13 protein-coding genes are annotated in these 19,378 nt (G+C 73.4%); 2 read left to right on the top strand and 11 right to left on the bottom strand.

The annotated features are described in order from the left end of the window. Positions 1-30: 30 nt before the first annotated feature. From ACIPSJ_RS20560 to ACIPSJ_RS20550, 3 genes are all read right to left on the bottom strand, one after another. Positions 31-1,113 (bottom strand): iron-siderophore ABC transporter substrate-binding protein, encoded by a 1,083-nt coding sequence (locus tag ACIPSJ_RS20560; protein ID WP_401347545.1) that lies wholly within the window; start codon positions 1,111-1,113, stop codon positions 31-33. A 61-nt stretch (positions 1,114-1,174) separates the two neighbouring features. After that, the gene (locus tag ACIPSJ_RS20555) at positions 1,175-3,010 is read right to left on the bottom strand and encodes an ABC transporter ATP-binding protein (protein WP_401347542.1); all 1,836 of its coding nucleotides are present in this window, start codon (positions 3,008-3,010) and stop codon (positions 1,175-1,177) included. After that, positions 3,007-4,731 carry an ABC transporter ATP-binding protein gene (locus ACIPSJ_RS20550; protein WP_401348644.1) on the bottom strand — a complete coding sequence of 575 codons (1,725 nt, stop codon included), beginning with the start codon at positions 4,729-4,731 and terminating at the stop codon, positions 3,007-3,009. The genes ACIPSJ_RS20555 and ACIPSJ_RS20550 overlap by 4 nt, the downstream gene beginning before the upstream one ends. A 272-nt stretch (positions 4,732-5,003) precedes the next feature. Between ACIPSJ_RS20550 and ACIPSJ_RS20545 the strand changes: the two genes are divergently transcribed. Further along, on the top strand, positions 5,004-6,230 hold the full coding sequence (locus ACIPSJ_RS20545; RefSeq protein WP_401347540.1) for a serine hydrolase domain-containing protein: 1,227 nt from the start codon (positions 5,004-5,006) through the stop codon (positions 6,228-6,230). Here the strand turns inward: ACIPSJ_RS20545 and ACIPSJ_RS20540 are convergent. The 7 genes from ACIPSJ_RS20540 to ACIPSJ_RS20510 form a co-directional block, all read right to left on the bottom strand. After that, on the bottom strand, positions 6,227-8,599 hold the full coding sequence (locus tag ACIPSJ_RS20540; protein WP_401347538.1) for a SpoIIE family protein phosphatase: 2,373 nt from the start codon (positions 8,597-8,599) through the stop codon (positions 6,227-6,229). The two genes, ACIPSJ_RS20545 and ACIPSJ_RS20540, sit on opposite strands and share 4 nt — an antisense overlap. A 197-nt stretch (positions 8,600-8,796) precedes the next feature. Beyond that, complete coding sequence (locus ACIPSJ_RS20535; protein ID WP_359223884.1) at positions 8,797-9,501, bottom strand: GNAT family N-acetyltransferase; 705 nt, start codon at positions 9,499-9,501, stop codon at positions 8,797-8,799. A gap of 272 nt (positions 9,502-9,773) precedes the next feature. After that, positions 9,774-10,754: a LysR family transcriptional regulator gene (locus ACIPSJ_RS20530; RefSeq protein WP_401347535.1), complete on the bottom strand. Its 981-nt coding sequence runs from the start codon at positions 10,752-10,754 to the stop codon at positions 9,774-9,776. A gap of 167 nt (positions 10,755-10,921) precedes the next feature. Continuing rightward, positions 10,922-12,754: a phospholipase C gene (locus ACIPSJ_RS20525; protein ID WP_401347533.1), complete on the bottom strand. Its 1,833-nt coding sequence runs from the start codon at positions 12,752-12,754 to the stop codon at positions 10,922-10,924. A 221-nt stretch (positions 12,755-12,975) separates the two neighbouring features. Further along, complete coding sequence (gene efeB, locus ACIPSJ_RS20520) at positions 12,976-14,283, bottom strand: iron uptake transporter deferrochelatase/peroxidase subunit (RefSeq protein ID WP_401347531.1); 1,308 nt, start codon at positions 14,281-14,283, stop codon at positions 12,976-12,978. Then, entirely contained in the window at positions 14,280-15,476 is a 1,197-nt protein-coding gene (locus tag ACIPSJ_RS20515; RefSeq protein ID WP_401347528.1) for an EfeM/EfeO family lipoprotein, read from the bottom strand. Before ACIPSJ_RS20515 ends, efeB begins: the two co-directional genes overlap by 4 nt. A 129-nt stretch (positions 15,477-15,605) precedes the next feature. Further along, positions 15,606-16,655, bottom strand: a complete 1,050-nt coding sequence (locus ACIPSJ_RS20510; protein ID WP_401347527.1) for an amidohydrolase family protein — start codon at positions 16,653-16,655, stop codon at positions 15,606-15,608. Positions 16,656-16,769: 114 nt separating this feature from the next. On the opposite strand from ACIPSJ_RS20510, the gene ACIPSJ_RS20505 reads away from it, so the two are divergent. Then, entirely contained in the window at positions 16,770-18,377 is a 1,608-nt protein-coding gene (locus tag ACIPSJ_RS20505) for a bifunctional 3-(3-hydroxy-phenyl)propionate/3-hydroxycinnamic acid hydroxylase (protein ID WP_401347525.1), read from the top strand. 82 nt (positions 18,378-18,459) lie between these two features. On the opposite strand, the gene ACIPSJ_RS20500 is transcribed toward ACIPSJ_RS20505, so the two are convergent. Continuing rightward, positions 18,460-19,374: a LysR family transcriptional regulator gene (locus ACIPSJ_RS20500; protein WP_401347522.1), complete on the bottom strand. Its 915-nt coding sequence runs from the start codon at positions 19,372-19,374 to the stop codon at positions 18,460-18,462. Positions 19,375-19,378 lie beyond the last annotated feature (4 nt).

Genomic DNA, 19,378 nt, shown 5'->3' with positions numbered 1-19,378 from the left:
CGGGACCGGACCCACCCCCCTTTCGTATGGTCACGACGCGGGCTGGGCCACCTTCGTCGACGTCTTGCCGTCCACCGCCGCCGCCAGCTGCGGCACCAGGCGGTCCAGGACGTAGGGGATGCTCAGCACGGTCGACAGGGACACCGCGTTGCCGTAGTCGCTGGTCTCCTTGATGAAGACCTCACGGCCCTGCTTCACCACGTTCAGGTCGGCGTAGACCTTGTCGTCGTGCAGCTTGGTGACCGACGCGGTGGTGTCCGGCACGATCCACACGTCGACGTCCTGGTCGAGGAGGTCGAAGCGCTCCTTGCTGATGTTGGCGCCGAACTGGTCCCCGATCACCTTGTCCAGGTCCTTCGGCAGCGAGAAGCCGAGGTCGGACAGGAGGCGGGAGCGCGGGTCCTGGCTGCCGTAGACGAACGTGCCCTCGTACGGCGTCGCCATCACCGCGCTCGCGCCGGCGAACTCGGGATGCGCCTTCTCGGCCGCCGTGAACTTGGCCTCGACACCCGACACCAGCGTCTTGGCCTCGGCCGCCTTGCCCAGCGCCTGGCCGATCTCCTCGGTCTGCTGCTGCCACGGCACGCCGTAGTCGTTGTACTGCTTCGGCTGGGCCACCACCGGCGCGAACTTCGACAGGCTCTCGTACTGGGACTTCGTCAGCCCCGAGTAGACGGCCAGGATCAGGTCCGGCTTGAGCGCGGCGATCTTCTCCACCTGCGGGCCGGTGCCGGTGTCCTTGAGTACCGTCGGCGCGGCAGCGCTGCCCAGCTTGTCCTCGGCCCACGGACCGATCGCGCCCTTGTAGCCGCCCAGCCACTCGGTGGTGCCGACCGGGACCTTGCCGAGGGCGAGGACGGCGTCCTGGTCGGTGAGGCCCACGGTGACGATCCGCTGGGGCTCGGACTTGATCGTCGTAGTGCCGAACTTGTGGGCGATCGTCACCGGGAAGGCGCCGGCGTCCGCCGACGAGCCCGAGCCGCCGGCCGAGGACGAGCCGGAGCCCTTGTCGGAGTCGGAGTCGGAGGAGCCGCAGGCGACCGCCGTCGCCGTGAGCAGGAGTACGGAGACGAGCAGGCCGGTCAGCCTGGACACTCTGGTGGCGCGGGGCATCGGATGATCCTTCTGTTCGTGACGACGGGTCCGGCGGGGGGCGGCTTGGATCAGGGGTGGGTCAGCGGGGAACGTCGGCGGTGGCGGGTGCGTCGGGGGAGCGCTGGTGCGACCAGGCCCGCCACAGAGCTGCGTACGTGCCCCGGGCGGCGAGGAGTTCGTCGTGCGTGCCCTCCTCCACGACCCGGCCGCCGCTCAGCACGACCACCCGGTCCGCGGCGGCGGCCTGGCTCAGGCGGTGGGCCACGACCAGTGCCGTACGGCCGCGCAGCGCCCGCTCGGCGGCCTCGTCGAGCAGCCGGGCGCCCGAACTGCCCGCCTCCGCGGTCGCCTCGTCGAGCACGACGACCGGCGGGTCGGCCAACAGCAGCCGGGCCAGGGCGAGTTGCTGGGCGCGGTCGGCGGTGAGCTGGTGGCCGCCGTCGCCGACGACGGTGTCCAGCCCCTCCGGGAGGGCCTCGGCCCAGCCGAGGGCGCCCACCGTGGCCAGCGCCTCCCGCAGCTCCTCGGCGCTCGCCTCCGGGCGGGCCAGCCGCAGGTCCTCGGCGAGCGGCCCGGCGAAGACATGCACCTCCTGGGTGACGAGCCCCACCAGCCGGCCGGACTCGTCCGGCTCGGTGCCGCCGACCTCGACCCGCCCCGCCGCCGGGCGGTGCAGTCCCGCCACCAGCTTGGCCAGGGTGGTCTTGCCGGCGCCGGTGGTGCCGACCAGCGCGACCCGCTCCTCGGGCCGCACCTCCAGGTCGACACCGTGCAGGACCGGGCGGCCGGGCACGTACGCGTGGGAGACACCGGTCAGCGTCACGGACGCCTCGCCCGTCGCACCGTCCGCGTGCGCGGAGACCGCGGGCGCCGGTTCGTCGACGACCCCGACCAGCCGGGCCAGTCCCGCCGTCGCCGACTGGGCGTCGTCGAGCAGCACCAGCGCGGTGTTGACCGGTCCGAAGAGGCTGTGGAAGTACAGGGCGGCGGCCGTCGCCGTGCCGACCGAGGCGGAACCGGACCGCACCAGCAGGAACCCGGTGACCAGCACGGCGGCCAGCCCCACGTACTCGGCGATGTGCAGCCTGCTGTAGAAGCGCAGCACCAGGCGCACCCCGCGCATCGTCAGCTCCACCGCCGCCCGCGAGCGCTCGGTGACCCGGCGGGTGTGGCCGTCCTGCAACCGGTACGCGCGTACCGTCCGCGCCCCGCCGATGGTGTCCAGCAACTGCTGCTGCTGGGCCCCGGTGGCGATCCGCTCCTGTGCGTACAGGGGGACGGCGTTGCGGACGTACCAGCGCGCGGTGTGCGCCTGCACGGGCACGGCGATCAGCGCGGCCAGCAGGAACCGCCAGTCCAGCAGGGCGAGGGCGCCCAGGGTCAGCACGATCGACAGCCCGGAGCGGGCCAGTTCGGGCAGCGCGGTGCGGACCGCGTCGGCGACCCGGGACACGTCCCGGGTGACCCGGGCGTTGAGGTCGCCCGAGCCCGCCCGCTCCAGGCGTTCGAGGGGCAGCGACAGGGCGCGGGCCACGAACCGTTCGCGCAGCCGGGCGAGCGCGGTCTCGCCCAGTCGGGAGACCAGCGACATGCCCAGCGCGGTGGTGATGCCCTGCACCACGGCGACCCCGGCGAGCGCGAGCACCGGCCGGGTGAGCGCGTCGGGGGAGCGGTGCTCGGTGACCACGTCGACGATATGGCCGAGCAGCGGCTGGGTGAGCAGCCCGACGGCCGTGGCGAACATCAGCGTGCCGAAGCCCGCGGCGGCCAACGCCCGGTGCGGGCGCAGCAGTTCACGGACCGCCGCCCGGGTGCGGGCGGGCGTGGCGGTGGGCAGCAGGGCGCGCTCGGTGCTGTTCGGTACGGCGGCTGCGGCTGCGGCTGCGGCTGCGGTCGTGGGGGTGGGTTCGGTCATGTCAGCACCGCCGTACGGTAGTTCTCGTGCGTGCGGGCGAGTTCCGCGTGGGTGCCCTCGGCGCCGACCCGGCCGCCGTCGAGGAGCACCACCCGGTCGGTGACGGCGAGGAGCGCCGGGCTGTTGGTCACCACGACCGTGGTCAGGCCCTGCCTGATCTCCCTGAGCCCCTGCGCGATCCGGGCCTCGGTGACGGCGTCCACGGCCGTCGTCGGATCGTGCACGACCAGGACGGGCGGTTCGGCGCGCAGCGCCCGGGCCAGCAGGACGCGCTGCCGCTGGCCGCCGGAGAGCGACCGTCCGCCCTCGCCCACGCTCGTAGCCACGCCCTGCGGCAGGGAACGGGCGACCTCGTCGGCGTCGGCGGCCGCCATGGCACGCGCCGTCTGCGGGTCGTCCCGCTGTCCGTCCCCGGCCGGGTCGTCCCGTTGTCCGTCCCCGGTCGGTTCTTCCGGGTTCACGTTCGCGGCCAGGGAGCCCTCGAACAGCGCGGCGTCGTGCGCGGCGACCAGCACCGCGGCGCGCAGGCCCGCCGGGTCCAGCCGGGTCAGCGGCACCCCGTCCAGCTCGACCGAGCCCGACTCCGGGTCGGCCTCCCGGCCCAGGCAGCCCAACAGGGCCTCGGCACAGGCCGGATCGGTCACCGCGATCCCGGTCAGCCGCCCGGCGGGCAGGTCGAGGTCCACGCCGTCCAGTCCGCCGAGCCGTACCCCGCGCAGGCGCAGCTGTCCGCGCACCCCGTCCGGCACCGGTTCGTCCCCGCCCACGACGGCGGGTCCGGCGGCGAGCACCTCGGCGATCCGGGCGGCGGAGGCGCGGCCCTGGGCCAGCTCGGCGTTGACCCAGGCGAACGTCTCCAACGGCCCCAGCAGGAACAGCGCGAGACCCACCGCCGAGACCAACTGCCCCAGTGTGAGGGACCCTTCGAGCGCCAGCCGTCCGCCCACCCAGGCGATCAGGGCGATGAACCCGCCGGTGAGCGCCAGGACCAGCCCGGTCTGCCACGACTGGGCCCGCGCGGCGCGCAGGGTGGCCGCGAGGGACACCCTGCTGGTGCGCCGGTAGCGCTCGACGGCGGCCTGCTGCGCGCCGAGCCCCTTGAGCACCCGCAGTCCGGCCACCAGGTCGGCCGCGACGCCCGCGGCGGCGGCGGCCCGGTCCTGCTCGGCCTCGCTGCGCCGCTCCAGCGGTTTGCTCAGCAGATGTCCCAGCCACAGCAGCACGGGGGTGCCGAGCAGCACGATCAGACCGAGCGGCACGGACGTCAGCAGCAGCGCCACGGCGCTCACGGCGATACCCGCGGCGGCCCATGTCCCGCTCATCAGCGCCATGTTGACCGCGCCGACCCGCTTGGCGTCCTCGGTGGCGACATTGGCCAGCTCGCCGGAGAGCCGGTCGTCCCCGGCGCCGCCCCGGGCGTCGACGACCCGGCGCACGATCGCCAGCCTGAGCGTGTGGGCGGCCTCCTCGGCCCCGCGTTCACCGGCCCGTGCGCCCAGCCGGAAACTCCAGGACAGGCAGACGTACACGACGGCCAGGACGGCCAGCCAGAGCACCAGACGTCCGGCGTCCTGCCCGGCCACCGCCTGGTCGACGACGACACCGATGAGCACGGGGACCATGGCTTCCCCGAGTTGGTGCACGCAGCCGAGCGCCGAACCGAGAGCGACGCGCCGCCCCTGCCCTCTGACCGAGCGTGCCAGGATATCCCGCCCCGACAGTTCCCCTGATCCCACCGGCCACCCTCCGAAGACGGTCAACTTAGGCAAGGCTACTCTAAGTAAATGTGGCGGCGTCAATCCCCGATCACCCTCGGAAGAGATGTCGGCGGCGAGCCGCGACAGGGTGGCCGTGCCGAACTCGTCCGCTCCACCGGGGGCTACGTACACCCCGCATTCGGAGGACAGCCCCATCCACCCGCGCGCCCGGATCCGGTTGGCTGGAGATCGTCACCGACCAGGAACCAGAGCACCGGGGGATACGAAACATGCGGATGCCGTCGACGAAGAAGGCCGCCGTGGTCGTCCTGACCGCGGCACTGCTCGCGCCGGCCTCACCCATGGCCGCGACCGCCGCCACCGCCGGCCACCCGGCCGCGCGGCACCACTACGACGAGGAAGCGCTCCGGCGGGACCTCGCCGCCGTCCGGGAGGCCGGGGGAGGCGACGTGAACGTGCTGGCCCGGGTCGACGGACCGCACGGCGCGCCCCTCCTGGCACGCATCGGCACCCGGACGGCCGACTCCACCGACCCGATCCCCTGGAACGCGCACTTCCGCGTGGCCAGCACGACCAAGACGTTCACCGCGACCGTGGTCCTGCAACTCGTCGCCGAGAAGCGGCTGTCCCTGGACGACACGGTCGAGCACTGGCTCCCCGGAGTCGTCGCCGGAAACGGGAACGACGGCCGCCGCATCACCGTCCGCGACCTGCTCCGCCAGACCAGCGGCCTGTACGACTACATCGACGACCCGGAGATCCAGGACCGGCTGATCAACCACTTCGAGGAGAACCGCTACGACACCACACCCGCGGCCGACCTGGTCGCGGTGGCGATGAAGCACCGGCCGCTGTTCGTGCCGCGACCGGGCGGCGCCACCCGGTGGGCGTACTCCAACACCAACTACCTGCTGGCCGGGATGATCGCAGAGAAGGCCGGCGGCGCGAGCTGGCGGGAACTGGTCGAACGGCGGGTGATCGCCAGGCTGGGGCTGCGGGACACGTCCGTCCCCGGGCTCGACCCCCACCTGCCCGACCCGCACGTGAACGCCTACCTCACGGGCCCCGACGGCAACCGGATCGACGTCACCGAGCACAGCCTCCAACACACCGCGGACTCCGGCGTGGTGAGCACCACCGCCGACCTGAACACCTTCTTCCGCGCCCTGGCCGGCGGCAGGCTGCTCCCCGCCGAGCAGTGGCGGGAGATGCGCCGGACCGTCCGGCGGACCGACGACCCGGAGGACCTGGCCGAGATGCCCCAGGGCACCTACGGCCTCGGGCTGCGCAAGATCCCGCTGTCCTGCGGCGGTCACTACTACCTGCACGAGGGCGACGGGGCAGGCGTCAACACCCGCCCCGCGGTGAGCGCGGACGGCAGGCGCGCCGTCACCGTCTCCGTCTCCACCACGACCGCGCCCCCGGACCTGGCCGCCCTCAACCGCGCGACCGGCGCCCTCGTCGACCACGCCCTGTGCGACAGGCCCGCCACGAGCCGCTAGGGGACGGCGAGTTCGGCCCAGATGGTCTTCCCGGACGCGGTGTACCGGGTGCCCCAGCGCTGCGACATCTGGGCCACCAGGAAGAGGCCCCGGCCGCCCTCGTCGTCCCGGCGCGCCCGCCGCAGATGAGGCGCGGTGTGCGCGTTGTCGGAGACCTCGCACAGCAGACTGCGGTCCTTGATCAGCCGCAGCAGGACGGGCCCGGTGGCGTACCGGATGCTGTTGGTGACCAGCTCGCTCACCACGAGCGCGGCGGTGAAGGAGAGTTCGGACAGGCCCCAGTCCGCCAGCTGGCGTTCGGTGTCCGTGCGGGCCCGTGCCACCATCGCCGGGTCCGGCGGCAGTTCGAGGTCCGCCACCTGTCCGTCGGCGAGCCGCCGGGTGCGGACGAGCAGCAGCGTGGCGTCGTCCGCCTGCGGTCCGGGCGGCAGCGTCGACAGCGCCCGGTCGCAGAGCTCCTCCAGCGGGCACCGCTGCCAGGTGAGCACATGCGCGAGGCGGTCGATCCCGCTGTCGATGTCGGTGCGCCGGTCCTCCACGACACCGTCGGTGAAGAACGCCACCACGCTGCCGCTGGACAGGCTCAGCTCGACGTTCTCGTAGGGCAGGCTGCCCAGCCCGAGCGGCGGTCCCGGCGCCAGCGAGGACAGCGCCACCGAGCCGTTCGCGTCGGCCACGATCGGCGGCGGATGCCCCGCGCTCGCCCACACACAGCGGCCGCTGACCGGGTCGTAGATCGCGTACAGGCAGGTCACCCCGAGCGCCTCGTCGCCCAGCCCGTCGTCGGCGTGGGGCTCCGAGTCCTGGGCGACCAGGCCGTCGAGCCGGGTGAGCAGCTCGGCCGGGTCCAGGTCCAGCAGGGCGAGGGTCCGTACGGTGGCGCGCAGCCGGCCCATGGTCGCCGCGGCGTGCACCCCGTGGCCGACCACGTCACCGACGGTCAGCCCCACCCTGGCCCCGGACAGGGGGATCAGGTCGAACCAGTCCCCGCCCACGCCCACCCGGCTGTCCGCGGGAAGGTAGCGGTAGGCCACCTCGACCGCGCTCTGCGCCGGCAGGTGCTGGGGCAGCAGGCTCCGCTGCAGCACCAGGGCCGCCGCGTGCTGGCTGGTGTAGCGGCGGGCGTTGTCGATGCCGACGGCGGCCCGTTCGGCCAGCTCCACCGCGAGGGTCTGCTCCTCGGGCCCGAACGGGTCGGGATTGCTGCTGCGCCGGAAGGTCGCCAGGCCCACCACCGCGTCCCGGGCGAGCAGCGGGACGAAGAGGCTGCACCGGTGTCCGGCCGACGCCCGCTCGCCCGGGACGCCGGGCGGGGCGGCGTCGACCACGGGCCGGCTGGTGGCCAGGCTCATGGCCTGCGGTGACGCCGGCGGATAGGAGACGGGACTGGTCCGGAACTCCTCCGGGGTCCGTCCGTGCATCCGCAGCATGCTGTGCCCCGGCGCCGAGCCCGTCGGCGGCTGCCGTCCCTCGATGACCGCGGGCGGCAGGTCCACCAGCACCTCGTCGGCCAGCTGCGGCACCGCCACGTCGGCGAGCTCCGCGGCGGTCCGGCGCACGTCCAGCGAGGCGCCGATCCGCTTGCCCGCCCGCACCAGCAGCGACAGCCGTTCCTGGGCGCGGTAGCGGTCCGTGATGTCCAGGGACTCCTCGAACAGCCCCAGCGGCTCGCCCCGGGCGTCCACCAGCCGGTGGTACGAGCAGGACCAGACATGCTCGCGCCCCGGGTCGGCCGGAGCGCGTCCGCGGTAGTGCATGCCGAGGATCGGTTCCCCCGTCGTCAGCACGTGCTCCATGATCTGGTCCTCGTCCGGGGGGTGGTGCCGCGAGATGAACTCGCCCTCCGGAAAGAGGTCCGCGGCCGGCCGGCCCACGTACTGGGCGACCCCGCCGAGCTCCAGATCGGTCGAGGTGTTCCCCCAGACCACGCGCATGTCGGTGTCGAAGATCGTCAGCCCTACGGCGGACTCGGTCGCCATCCCCTGCAGCAGCGCCAGCTGCGCCTCCCAGCCGCGCAGCGCCGCCAGATCCGCCGCGACCACGACCGTCGCGGCCGTGCCCAGGTGCGCGAGGGGGCTGAACGTGACGGCTGCCCGCAGGGTGCGGCCGTCCCGGCAGCTGAGGTCCAGGACCGTGCTGCGGGCCCTGTCCGCCTTGCAGAGGGCGGACAGCCGCTGCCCTGGGTCCGCTGCCAGCAGCCGGGCGGCCGGCCGGCCGAGCACGTCCTCGGACGGATGGCCGAGGAGGCGCTGGGCCGAGGAGCCCCACCCGGAGATGCGGCCTTCCGCGTCCAGTACCGCGGCGGCGGCCCTGGAGAGGTCGAGGGGACTGTGGAACTCGACATCGGCCGCATGCGGAAAACGATCCATGGGCACCGCTTCCCTCCGTGCCCCCTCAGCATCCCGTGCCGCACGACGGACGACAACCGCACGCACCACCGCACCACGGTGCCCAGGCCCGGACGCCTCTCAGCCGGACGAGGACGCCACCGCCCGCCCGCTCCGGGCCGGTCCGCCGGAGCAGCACCACGTGAAGCTCCTGGTCCCGGCACCGCGTGCCGGAGCCGTCACGGGGTGCGGAACCCGCGGAACGTGACCTGCCTGCGGGTCTCGAAGCCGAGCCGTTCGTAGAGCGCGATCGCCCCGGTGTTCGCCTCGGCCACATGCAGGAAGGGGCGTTCGCCGCGCGCCAGCACCCGGGCGGTGAGCGCGTTGACCAGGCGGACGGCGTGGCCGCGCCCGCGTGCCTCGGGGGCCGTGCAGACGGCGCTGATCTCGGTCCACCCCGGCGGCCGGAGCCGTTCCCCCGCCATGGCCACCAGCCTGCCGCCGTCCCGGACGCCGAGGTAGGTGCCGAGCTCGTGGGTGCGCGGCCAGAACGGGCCCGGCCGGGTCCGCCCGACCAGGTCGAGCATCTCGGGCACGTCGGCCGCACCCAGCTCGACCGGTCCGGCGCCGGCCGGGGCCGGTTCCTGATCGGGCGCGGCGCCGCCGGGCCGGACCAGCTGCCGGCCTTCGAGGACGAAGACCGGCTCCCAGTCCGGCGGCGGGGTCGCGGGGCAGCTGAACAGGTCGGCGAACTCGCCCCGGCCGAGCAGCCGGGCGAGGTCGGCCCAGTCCGCCCGGTCCGGATCCGCGGCGAGCGTCGAGAAGGTCGCGACGTCCGGCAGATAGGTGGCGGCCCGGCCGAGCCGGCGCCCGAGCCCCGCGTGGTGACCGCGCAGCGACCCGCCGACCGGGTCGTCCAGTGCGACGGCATCGCCGCTCGTCATGGTCTCGCGCCTCTTCCGCCGTCCCTGGTGGGCCGGTCAGGCGTGGTGCCACGCGGTGCCGGTGCCCGTGTCGCCGATCATCGTATCCACGGCGCGTCGCCGGTCCGGATCCGGCGGCGCGGACCGCCCGGGCCGGGGCAGCCCGCGTGCCCCTCCCCATGACGCACAGGACCTGACCGCCCGGCACCCGGAAGGCGTCCTCGTGGCCCGGCTCGTCGCTGAAGGTCCGGGAGGTGTGCCGGTGCGTCTTCGCCGGGTGGCTGGTCGGGCGGTCAGGAGGCTGTGGTCAGCCTGGGGAGTCCGGGCCCGGTGTGCTCGGCGGTCTCCGCGCCGAACGGCCGGTGGGCGCCGCCCAGCGACCCGGCGACCCGGCGCACGGTCTCCCGCAGCCAGCGGTGCGCGGGGTCGGCGTGCCGGTTGTGGTGCCAGTACATGGCCTCCACCAGCGGCACCTCGGGGAACGGCGTCGGTACGGCGACACAGCGCGCGAAACCGGCATAGTGCCGGGCCAGCAGCTCCGGCACCAGCGCCACCAGGTCGGTGCCGCCCACCAGGAACGGCAGCGTGGTGAAGCCGGGCGCGCTCACCTGCACCCGCGGGGTGATGCCGAGGGTCTCCAGCTGGCGGTCGGCGTGTGTCAGCTGCTTGCCGAAGGCGGACGCGGCATGCGGCATCTCGGCCAGGTCGCGCAGGGTGAGCCGGCCCTTGGCGAGCCGCGGGTTGTCGGGGTCGACGATGCACACGAACCGGTCGCGCATCACCGCCTCGCTCACCCCCGGCAGATGGAAGCCGAGCGGCACCACCATCAGATCGTGGCAGCGCAGGTGCGACTCCGACTCCGGCCGGCCGTCGACGATCGGGTGCACGTCCAGCCGGATCCCGGGCGCCTCCTCGGCGAGGGTCCGCAGCAGCGGCTCCACGAGGACCGTCATGACGTAGTCGGACATCACGACCGAGAACTGCTGGTCGCTGTCCGTCGGGTCGAAGCGGCGGGTGAGCGACAGCGCCTCCTCGGCCTTGTGCAGCGAGGCCTGGACGACCGGGAGCAGCTGCTCGGCGAGCGAGGTGAGCTCGTAGTCACGGCCCACCCGCACCAGCAGCTCGTCGTCGAAGTGCCGGCGCAGCCGGGCGAGCGAGCCGCTCATCGCGGACTGGCTGATGGACAGACGGCTGCCGGCGTGCGTGACGTTCTTCTCCTCCAGGAGCGCCTCCAGCGCCACCAGAAGATTGAGATCGATCGCTCCCAGACCCATCGCACATCCCCTTCCGGCCGCGCCGTCGCAGCAGTGGTGGAGAGGAGCGTAACCAGCGGATTCGGCTCGGGAAAGGCCCGGGCGCCGGGCCGCCGCGGTCCGTACGCACCTCGGCACGGTCCGGGGAGGAGGACCGTGCCGAGGTGATCAGGGCCGTGCGGGAGGGGTCAGGCCGTGGTGCGCTGCTTGCGGCGCAGCGTCAGGAAGGTGCCCGTGGCACCGGCGGCCACCAGGGCGCCCGCGCCGAGGCCGACCGGAAGGGTCGGGAACCGGCCCGAGCCGGTCGTGGCGGCCGTGTTCTCCATCGCCGGACCCGGGGTGATGCGGGTGCTCACCGCGGCCACGTGGTGGATCGGCTTGACCGACTTGACGGAGCCGTTCGCGTTCAGCAGCACCTGCTTGTTGTTGGGGTGCCTGAAGTCGAACATGCCCGTCAGCGAGCCCGCGGTGGCGTCGAAGGAGTGGTCGCCGACCCGGCCGGTGCGCCAGTTGTCCTCGATGAAGCGGGTGATCGAGGACTGGTCGGTCCGGGTGTGGTCGACCTTGTTCACCTTGCTGTAGGGCGAGATGACCAGCAGCGGCTGCCGGGTGCCGGGGCCGCAGCGGTCGGCGTAGCCGCCGGACGCGGCCGGGCCGGCCTGGCAGGCGGCGCTGTCCAGGGCCTTGCCGTTGGAGCCGACCGTGGTGTCCTTGGAGCCGTTGCGGGGCTTGGCGTACGCGTGGTCGTACCAGCCGTCGGAGTCGTCGTAGGCGACGACGATCGCGGTGGACTTCCACTGCGGCGAGCTCTGGATCGCGTTGATCTCGTTGACCAGGAAGTGCTGCTCGTCGGTCGGGTCGGAGTAGCCGGCGTGGCCGTCCTGGTACTCACCGGCCTTGAGGAAGCTGACGGCCGGCAGCTTGCCCGCCTTGGCGGCCGCCGTGAAGTCGGTCAGGTCGTAGTTGTGGTTCGCCTGGCCGTCGTGGCCGATCTCGTTCACGTTCTTCGGCGCCACGTGGTGCGGGTTGGACGTCGACTTGTAGTACGAGAACGGGTTGTGGTGCGGGCTGTAGTCGACCACGGAGGCGCCGCCCACGTTGGTGTGCGTGGTGTCGCACTTGGCGTAGGAGCCGGAGGCGCCGGTGTAGGCCGTGGACGGACGGAAGCCGCCCTGGAACCAACCCCAGGTCACGTGCTTGCCGTTGAGCAGGTCACCGATGTTCTTGCCCTGCAGCGACGCCAGCGCGCTGGTGCTGGTGTGGTCCTTGTCGGAGCAGTCGTCGTAGGCCGGGTCGGGGTCGTTGACGACCGTGCCGACGCCCTTCGCGTTGGGGGAGGCGATGGCGTACGAGTCCGGCGTCGACGTCTGCTTGCCGGTGACCGAGTCCACCGAGACCGCGCCGTGCGTCTGACCCGAGATCAGGTTGAGCGCGCCGGGCGTGGAGGGGCCGTAGACCGAGCTGTAGGACCGGTCGTTGAGGGTGTACTGCTGGGCGTAGTTCCACAGACCGGTGACGGTGTTGCCGTCGTAGTAGTCCATGACCAGGCCGGGCTCGCCGAACAGGCCGCCGGAGCACTTGTCGACCTCGGTGTTCTGCACGAACTGGTCGGCCTTGCCACCGTCGTAGGCCAGCTGCTCGGGGCCGTAGGAGTGGTTCTGGTCGCAGGTCATGGCCTGCGCCGGGGTGAGCCGCTTGGGCAGGTACTGGTTCGGGTTCTTCGTCAGCAGCCCGGCGTGCGCGAGGGTGTCGACGTCCTTCGGGGTGTTCTTCGACGCCGTGAACTTGGTGCCGTCGGTGTTCGCGGCCTTCGGGTAGGTCGCGAAGTAGTGGTCGAAGGAGATGTTCTCGTCGAACAGCACGACCACGTGCTTGATCGGGGTCGCGGTCGACGAGCCGCCGCCGTGTCCGGCGGGGACGGCGGCCCAGCTGGGCGCGGTGCCGCCGAGGACCGTGAGTGCGGCGGCCCCCGCGAGAGCGCCGAGGCTCCTGATCGCCGTTCGTCTTCCTGTGCTGGCCATGCTGGTTCCCCTCCGGGCATGAACGTCACTGCGTCGTACAGGCAGGGATGCTTCGCCCGCTTCCGGGCGGTCCGGCGGAGCCATGATGGCGGGTGAATGAACACCGGGTCAGGGATGCTGGGGCAAACCTTGACCGTGTATTGACCGATTGGGCTAGGGAGTTGTTCGAACAAGCTCGGGTCCAGCGGGTGGCCAAATCCCGGTCAAGAGCGCGCCGCGGCTCAGGTCAGCAGCGCGCGCCCGTACCAGTCGTCGCCGTCCCGCACGCCGGGCAGCGCGAAGAAGTAGCCGCCGCCGAACGGGGAGATGTAGTCGACGAGCGGTTCCCCGGCCAGCCGCTTCTGCACCGTCTCGAACTGCCGGGCCAGGTCCTGCTGGTAGCAGCTGAAGAGCAGGCCCATGTCGAGGTTGCCGTTGCTGTCCATGCCCCGGTCGTAGTTGTAGGCCCGGCGCAGCAGCCGCTGGTCCGCGGTGGCCGTGGTGCGCGGGTTGGCGAGCCGGATGTGCGCGTCCAGCGGGATGACGTCACCCTTCGGGTCGTCGGCGTAGTCGGGCGTGTCGTGCTCGGCGTCGCCGTCCAGGGGCGCTCCGGACTCGCGGGAGCGGCCGAACATCCGCTCCTGCTCGCTGAGCGAGACCCGGTCCCAGAACTCCACCAGCATGCGGATGAGCCGTACCACCTGGTAACTGCCGCCGACCGCCCAGTCCGGCTCGCCGGAGCCCTGGCCGACCCACACCAGCCGGTCCATCTCGCGGGCGCTCGCGGTCTCCGGGTTGGCGGTGCCGTCCTTGAAGCCCAGCAGGTTGCGCGGGGTGCCGGACGGCCGGGGCGGACTGGTGAAGCCGTCCATCCGCCAACGGACCTGCATACCGCCCCGGGTGTGCCGGGCGATGTCGCGCAGAGCGTGCAGCACGGTGTCGGTGTCGTCCGCGTGCAGTTGCAAACTGAGGTCGCCGTGGCACCACTCGGGCCTGAGGTCGTCGTCCGGGAACGCCGGCATCGCCGTCAGCCGACGCGGTCTCAGCTTCCCGAGCCCGTACCGGTCGTCGAAGAGGGAGGCGCCGACGCCGACGGTCACCGCCAGCGCCCCGGAGGGCAGTCGCTCGCCGAGGACGCCCGAGTCGGCGGGCGGCCCCGTGACGCCGACCGGCTCCGGGGTGCCGCCCGAGGTCAGGAAACGGGCGCGCTCGGTGAGGGTGCGCAGCAGTTCGGTCAGCCCGGCCCGGTCCCCGGCGGTGACGTCGAACGACGTGAACACCGTGGTCCGGCGGGGCGCGGCGATCGCGGACCGCTGGCGGGGACCGTGGAACGGGGCCACGGGCGTCGCCTCCGTGCCGGAGGTGGCCACGCCGCCGGGCGCGGCCGCACCGCCCGCCGCCAGCCCGGCACCCGCGAGGGCCGCACCGCGCAGAAAACCGCGGCGGCCCACCCCACCGGCCTTGCCACCCGTCGTCCCGCCGGTCACCCCACCGGTCTTGCCGCCCGTCGCCCCACCCGTCGTCCCGCTGCTCATCTCTTCGGTACTCACACCGTCCTCCGCGGATCGCACAGGGTAGCCACCGACGCCAGCCGTTCCACCAGGTCGTCGAGGACCGCGTCGACGTTTTCGCGCCGGCGGTGACCGAGCTTGCCCAGCGGTGTCCAGGTGCCATCGTGGTCGAAGCCGTCGAGCACCGTGCCCGCCTGCTTCAACTCGCCCTCCAGACCGGCGAGATCCGCGTACCGGGTGGCCAGCAGCGGGTGCAGCCGGGACAGGACCTGCTCGGTGCCGTCCAGGTTGGCGCGGGCGGTGGCGAGGTTGCTGCCGCTGCCGTAGTCGGTACGGCCGGTCAGCTCGAACTGCACCGTGTTCTCCAGGATCTCGTGCGCCCGCAGCCCCAGCTGGGCCGGGTCCATGCGGGTCTGCGCCCAGTCGTCGCGCAACGCGGTGACCGCCGTCAGCAGGCCGGCCGCCGGTCCGCGCAGGCTCGCGGCGGACTCGCCGTGCCACAGCCCGTACTCGACGCGGTGGAACCCGGTGAAGTCCTTGTCGTGCACCCCGCCGGGCAGCCCCGCGTCCGTGCCGTTGACCGCCCCGTCCGCGTCGCCGAAGGCGTCGTACGCCGCGCCCATCCGCTCGTACTCCAGGTGGGCGGGGAGCCAGGCGGTGCGGGCGGCCGCGAGGTCACCGCGGTCGATCGCGTCCTTGAGCGCCGTGGTCAGCCGTACGACGCCGGACAGGCCGCCGCCGATCCACTTCTGGTAGGCGAGCGCGGGCGGGATCAGGTCGTGCTCGGTGACCGGGGCCGCGGCCGGGCCGCCGTGGCCCTTCGCGATGCGGACCGTGGGCCCGGTGACGGCGTCGGCGTCGTCGGGCACGCACTTGAACGCGTACGCGCCCCTGCCCAGCCGGACGGTCAGCTCCCGGGTGGTGCCCGGGCCGATGTCCTCGACCTCGCCGTACACGGCCTGGCTCCCCGGGTCCTCCAGGAGGACCTCGGCCGGGCCGTCGGTCGGGTTGTGCAGGTCGAAGACCTGGATCCCGGACACCGGCGCGCTCCACCCCCGGCCGCAGCGGCTGGCGGACACCTCCACCGTGGTGTGCGGCAGGGCGGCCGGGTCGGCGTGTGCGGGGTGCGAGTCGTGCGTGAGCGCCAGGACTCCGGCCACCAGGCAGACGACGGCGACACCGACGACCGCCCAGGGACGCAACGACCTCCCGCTGAGGCCGGACAACACCATCCCGAGCTCCCGGGGTTCGTACCGTTCGTGATCGCCTCATGTTAGGCAGCCCTTTCTTCTCGAACGGCCGTCCAAAGGAACCCATGACCAAGAGTTCCCTGCCGGTTCACCCGGCCCCCTGGGGCTCCCTCAGTCGGTTCCGGGCTGCACCAGCCGGAAGAAGGCGCGGGCACCGGCGCGCCGAGCGGCCTGCCGCAGTCGCGCCGGGAGCGGACGCCGGGCGGGTGCCGGGGCGGGCGCGTCGGCCAGGCGGGGGAAGAGGGACTCGGCGTTGCCGCGGTCGACGGCCGCGAGGGTGACGGGGTCGACCCCGCTGTCGAGGCCGTTGGCGAAGTACTGGCCCGCCGCGGTGGGGGCGAACGGCCAGTCGCTGCCGAACAGCACATGTCCGGGGCGGGCGAAGGCGAGGAGCGTGGGCAGGGCGGCGGGGCTGGAGGAGAGCGCGGTGTCGAAGTAGAAGCCGCGCAGGTCCTCCAGGAGGTCGAGGGGGCTGCGCCCGGTGTCGGCGGCGAGCGCGACGGCGATGCGGTGGGAGGCGTACGGCACGAAACCGCCGGCATGGCTGAGGACGAACCGGATGCGCGGGTACCGGCGCACGACCCCGTTGCGGACCAGCAGATACGCGGCGCGGGTGGTGTCGAGCAGGAAGTCGGCGGCGAACGGCGGGATGCCGTCGACGGCGGGCCCGGGCAGCTCGGCCGGATGGACGAACACGACGGCACCGTGCTCGTCCAGCACCCGCCACAGGGCGTCCTGTCCGGCGGCGCCGAGATAGTCCCCGCCGGTGTTGGCGAGAAGGGTGACGCCGTCGGCACCGAGTCCGGCGAGGGCCCGCTCGGCCTCCCGCGCCGAGGCGGCCGCGTCGGGCAGCGGCAGGGTGGCGAACCAGCCGAAGCGGCCGGGGTGCTCGGCGGTCAGGGCGGCGGAGAAGTCGTTGAGCCGCCGCGCCAGGCCGGCCGCCTCGCCGGGGTCGGCGAGGAAACCGGTGCCCGGGGTGGAGATCGACAGGATCGCCGTCTCGGTGCCCAGCAGGTCCATCAGTTCCAGGGCCGCCTCCGGACTCCAGTCGGGCAGCACACGGCCGCCCGCCTCGGTGATCCCCTGCCGGGCGAGCGCCTCCCGGTACAGCGGCGGGACCAGGTGCTGATGGACGTCGATCCGGCGCGGGGTGCTGGTCATGGGGGCTGCCCTTCCCGTCGTAGCGGCACTTGACCGCCTTCTGACGGCCTGCTTACCGTAACGGCTGTTCCAATTGGAGTGAACGCTACATCAGTGCATCGTGACAGGAGTGACATGAGGTACCCGGACAGGGAGAGCGGCGACCGCGAGGGCGGCGCCTACGACGTGGCGGTGATCGGGTACGGGCCCACGGGGGTGACCGCCGCGAACCTGCTGGGCCGGGCGGGCCTGAGGGTCGTCGTGCTGGAGCGGGACGCCGAGGTCTACTCCCGGGCCCGGGCCATCTCCACGGACGAGGAGGTCATCCGGATCTGGCAGCGCGTCGGCCTGGCCGACCGGCTGAAGCGGGACATGCTCGCCGAGCGGCCGCTGGACTTCGTCGACGCACGGGGGCGTACGTTCCTCACCGCCTGCCCCAGTCCGCGCGGTCACGGGCATCCGCCGCAGATGTTCATCTACCAGCCGGCCCTGGAGCAGGTGCTGCGCGAGGGCGTCGACCGGTACCCGAACGTGGAGGTGCTGCTGCGGCACGAGTGCCTGCGGCTGCGACAGGACGCGGAGGGCGTCGAGCTGACGGTCGTGGGCGCCGACGACTCGGTACGGCGGCTGCGCGCGAAGTACGTGATCGCGGCCGACGGCGGCTCCAGCCTCGCCCGGGCACAGCTGAACGTCGGCTACGAGGGGCGGACGTACGAGGACCGCTGGGTCGTCGTCGACACGAAGATGCTCAAGCCGTGGCCGGACCACGACCGGCTGCGCTTCCGCTGCGACCCGGCACGGCCGGCGGTCGACTGCCCGACCCCGCTGGGGCACCACCGCTGGGAGTTCCCCATCCTGCCGGGTGACGACGAGGAGCATCTGACCACCGACGACGCCATCCACGCGATGGTGTCCAAGTACGGGATCGGCCGGGACCGGATCGAGATCCTGCGCGCCACCGTCTACAGCCACCATGTCCGCTTCGCCGCCCGGTTCCGGGTGGGCAGGGTCTTCCTCGCCGGGGACGCCGCGCACGCGATGCCGCCGTGGATCGGGCAGGGCATGGCCGCCGGTGTGCGGGACGCGGCCAACCTGTGCTGGAAGCTCACCGCCGTACTGCGCGGCGAACTGCCCGAGACGCTTCTCGACTCCTACGAGGCCGAACGCAAGCCGCACGTCAAGGAGATCACCAGGCGGGCGGTGTTCGTCGGCCGGATCATCACCGAACGACGGCTCCCCGTGGCCCGCGCCCGGGACACCGCGTTGCGCGCGCTGCTCCGGGCGACCGGCCTCAACTCCCGGCTGGTGGACTCCCACTGGATACCGGTCGCCTCCTACGCCAAGGGCTTCCAGGCCGGCCCCCGCACCAAGGCCGTCGGGAAGCAGCTCCCGCAACCCTGGGTCACCGACCCTTCCGGAACCCGGGTCCGCCTGGACGACGTACTCGCCGGCCGCTGGCTCCTCCTGCACACGGGCCCGCTCGCCCCGCAGCCCGCCTGGGAGCGGCTCGGTGTCCCCACCCTGACCGTCCTGCCCGCGGCCTCACGCCCCGCCGAGGGCGCCGTCGTCGACGAGGACGGCGTACTGCTCGCCTGGCTGGCCGCCCACCGCACCACCACCCTCGCCCTCCGCCCGGACGCCTACGTCTACGCGGCCGCCCCCGCCGGCACCCCGCTGCCCCCGCCACCGGAGGGCTTCAGTCCCGCGCGGACCGCCTCGTCCGCACCCGAGAGAACCGCATGACCCGCCCGACACCGCCGCCCGGACCCCGGCTGCTCGGACCCACGCCGGCCGGCACCCGGCGGCGACTTCACCCGACGCCCCGTCACAGCGCCGCCGGCGCCTCCCCGTAGCGCTCGCGCAGTGCTGCCAGCGCCTCGCGGAGTCCCGGCACCGACCGTTCCGCGTCCGGCCGCCACGCGATACCGACGCGGAGGGACAGGCCGGGTTCGTCGAGGGGGACGAGGCGGAAGGCGGCGGAGTCGAAGACGCGGGAGGTGGGGAGGTCCTCGCCGAGGACGGTGAGGGCCAGGGCGCCGGTGCGCAGTACATGGGCGGCGATCTGGACGACGTCGTTGTGGGGGAGGGACACCAGGCGGGTGACGCCGGCCGCCAGCAGCGCCGACCGGTGCTCGCCCATCACGGACGGGTGCACCTTGGCCGAGGTCATCAGCACCTGGCGGTGGCGCAGGTCCCGCAGCGTCAGGGTCGCGCGGTCCGCGAACTCGTCGTCGGCCGCCATGGCCACGCCGAGCCTGCCGCGGGCGACCACCAGGCTCTCCAAGTCGGCCCGGCCGAGCGGGAGATGGACCACCGCGAGGTCGACGCGGTCGGCGGCGAGCCGGTCCAGCAGCTCGGCCGAGGAGGCGAGGGCGACGGGCAGGTCGACCCCGGGCGCCGTCTCGCGGTAGGCGGCGAGGACCGTGTCCAGCACCTTCGGCGGGGTCAGGGGAGCCGCCCCGACCCGGCAGCACGGGGCGTCCGGACGGTCGTGGGCGAGTTCGCGCAGGGCGTCGAAGTCCCGCACCACGTCCGCGGCCCGGCCCCGGAAGACCACTCCGAAGGACGTCAGCTCCACGTGGTGGTGCTCGCGCACGAACAGATCGCGGCCCAGCTCGTGCTCCAGCTCCCGGATCCGGCGGCTCAGCGGCGAGGCGGTCACGTGCAGACGCTCCGCCGCCCGGCCGAAGTGCAGTTCGTCGGCGACGGCCAGGAAATAGCGCAACTGCTGGATGTCCACCGGG

The organism is Streptomyces sp. NPDC090088, from assembly GCF_044747345.1.
GTDB lineage: Bacteria > Actinomycetota > Actinomycetes > Streptomycetales > Streptomycetaceae > Streptomyces.
Note: the sequence above shows the minus strand (reverse complement) of the source record. Positions and strands in the feature narration are given on the sequence as shown.